Source organism: Streptomyces graminilatus (assembly GCF_001418565.1).
GTDB classification, from domain to species: domain Bacteria; phylum Actinomycetota; class Actinomycetes; order Streptomycetales; family Streptomycetaceae; genus Streptomyces; species Streptomyces graminilatus.
Genome location: NZ_LIQQ01000600.1, coordinates 1 through 2,766, shown reverse-complemented (window position 1 = coordinate 2,766; position 2,766 = coordinate 1). Strand labels below are relative to the sequence as shown.

Annotated in this window: 2 protein-coding genes; both read right to left on the bottom strand. The window is 73.4% G+C overall.

Annotated features, from left to right (window positions below; genetic code table 11):
* The coding region (locus AOK08_RS37640) for an enolase C-terminal domain-like protein (protein ID WP_055534476.1) at positions 1-1,247 on the bottom strand (1,247 nt) is incomplete at its 3' end.
* 118 nt (positions 1,248-1,365) lie between these two features.
* Positions 1,366-2,766, bottom strand: a 1,401-nt coding sequence (locus AOK08_RS48025) for an IclR family transcriptional regulator domain-containing protein (RefSeq protein ID WP_241827267.1), incomplete at its 5' end; no start/stop codon positions are given.

Below are 2,766 nucleotides of genomic sequence, written 5' to 3'. Positions count from 1 at the left end.
TCCCGGTACAGCTCGTGGGCGGCCAGCACCCGCTCCATGTCCACCTGGACGCCCAGACCCGGCGCGTCCGGTACCGCGATCTCGCCGCCGATGATCCTCGGCGGGGTGACCGTCAGGCGTTCCAGACCCTCCTGCCAGATCCAGTGGGTGTCCAGGGCGTTGTACTCGCCCGGAGCCGCCGCGCCGCAGTGCGTGACCATGGCCAGAGAGATGTCGAAGTGGTTGTTGGAGTGGCAGCCCCAGGTCAGGCCCATCGCGTTGCACAGCTGGGCCACGCGCACCGAGCCCCGCATGGTCCAGAAGTGCGGGTCGGCCAGCGGGATGGAGACCGACTGGAGGGCCAGGGCGTGGGTCAGCTGCCGCCAGTCCGTGGCGATCATGTTCGTCGCCGTGGGGAGACCGGTCGCCCGGCGGAACTCGGCGAGGATCTCGCGCCCCGAGTAGCCGTCCTCCGCGCCGCAGGGATCCTCGGCGTAGGCCAGGGTGCCGTTCAGGGGCGCGCACAGCTCGATCGCCTCGCGCAGCGACCACGCGCCGTTCGGGTCAAGGGTGATCCGCGCCTCCGGGAACCGGTCCTTCAGCGCCCGTACGGCCCTGACCTCCTCCGCGCCCGCCAGGACCCCGCCCTTGAGCTTGAAGTCGCGGAAGCCGTAGCGGGCGTGGGCGGCCTCGGCCTGGCGGACGATCGCCTCCGGGGTCAGGGCCTCCTCGTGCCGTACGCGGTACCAGTCGACGTCCGAGTCCGGCTCCCGGATGTACTCCAGGTCGGTCCGGTCCGGGTCGCCGACATGGAAGAGGTAGCCCAGCACCCGTACGGAATCACGCTGCTGTCCGTCGCCGAGCAGGGCGGCGACCGGTACGTCCAGGTGCTGGCCGAGGAGGTCGAGGAGCGCCGACTCGACGGCCGTCACCGCGTGCACGGTGGTGCGCAGGTCGAAGGTCTGGGCGCCGCGTCCGCCCTGGTCGCGGTCGGCGAAGCGGGCGCCGATCTCCGCGAGGACGCGCTTGTAGTCGCCCACCTTCGCCCCGACGACCAGCGACTCGGCGTCGCGCAGCGTCCGCGTGATCTTCTCGCCGCCCGGCACCTCGCCGAGTCCCGTACGGCCCTCGGAGTCGGTGAGGATCACGATGTTGCGGGTGAAGTAGGGGCCGTGGGCGCCGGAGAGATTCAGCTCCATGCTGTCCCGGCCGGCGACCGGGTAGACGGAGAGGGCGGTGACGGTCGGCTGGTTCGTACTCACGGTCATCGGAATCCCCTGTGGGCCGGCTACGGGCGGGCGGAGCGCGTATGTGGACGCCGTCCACATGTATGGACGGGCTAGATGGAGCTTAAGCGAGTCCCGGGCCCAGGCAAGGGCCGGCGGGTCAGGCCAGCGGCACCCGTGTGAACCGTCCCGCCGTTCGCAGTTCCGCCTCGATCCGGGAGGCCGTCGCGTACAGCTCCGGCAGCACCTCGGCCACGCACTGCCCGGCCGTGCGCCGGGTCGTGTGCATCGCGACGTTCACCGCCGCGACGACCCGTCCGGTACGGTCCCGCACCGGGACCGCGATCGACCGCAGCCCCTCCTCCAGCTCCTCGCTGACCAGGGCGTACCCCTGCGCCCGTACCTCCGCCAGCACCCGCGCGAAGGCGGCCGGATCCGTCACGGTGTGCGGGGTCAGCGGGGCCAGGTCCGGCAGCCGCCGCTCCGCCTCGGGTATGCCGGCCAGCAGGACCCGGCCCATCGACGTCGGGTACGCCGGGAGCCGCGTCCCGACGGCGATGTTGGCGCTCACGATGCGCCTCGTCGCCACCCGCGCCGTGTACTGGATCTCCGCGCCCGAGTCCCCGGCCAGGACCGCCAGTGACGCCGACTCCTCGACGCGCACCGCGAGTTCGGCCAGGTGGGGCGAGGCGATCTCGGGCAGGGAGGTGCCGGAGAGGGGCGGGAAGCCGAGGGAGAGGACGCGGGGGGTCAGGGCGAAGGTGCGGCCGTGTGCCTCGACGTACCCCAGGTACTCGTAGGTGATCAGCGCCCGGCGGGCGGTCGCCCTCGCCAGGCCGGTGGCCCGCGCGACCTCGGTCAGGGTCAGCTCGGCACGGGACTCCCCGAAGGCCGTGAGCACCGTCAGCCCCCTGGCCAGGGACTCGACGAACTCCCGCCCCAGCTCCTGCTTCGAGACCCCGGTCCAGTCGGCCAGCCCGGCGGGCGGCAACACCTGCGGATCCGCGGAGGGTTCGGCCCGGGGGGCAGCTGTTGCGTCGGTCCTTGGGTCGGTCCGCGGGTCGGTTCTCGGGGTGGTCCCCGGGTTGGTCCCCGGGTCGGCCCTCGGGTCGGTCCCCAGGGCCGCCTTCGTCCCGGCCCGCAGGTCGGCCCGCAGGTTGGCCCGCAGGTCGGCTCGCAGGTCGGCCCGGAGTTCGGCCTCCATCGCGGCGACCGTCGCCCGCAGCCTCGGGAGCAGGTCGTCGCGCAGGTCGGTGGCCGTACGGCGGCTGGTGTGGCTGACGACACTCGCGACGCAGGCCACCCGGCCCGTACGGGGGTCCCGTACGGGTACGGAGACGGCGACCAGCCCCGGTTCGATGAGCTGGTCGTCCAGCGCCCAGCCGTCCGCACGGGCCCGCTCGACGCGCGCCTCGAAGGCGGTATCCGGGCCCGGTCCGGTACTGGGGTCGATACCCGGGCCGGTACCAGGGCTGGCACCCGAGTCCGTATCCGGGTTAGCCCCCGAACCGGAACCCGTGCCGGAGCCGGACCCCTGGCCGCCGCCCGGGCCGCCCCCCGG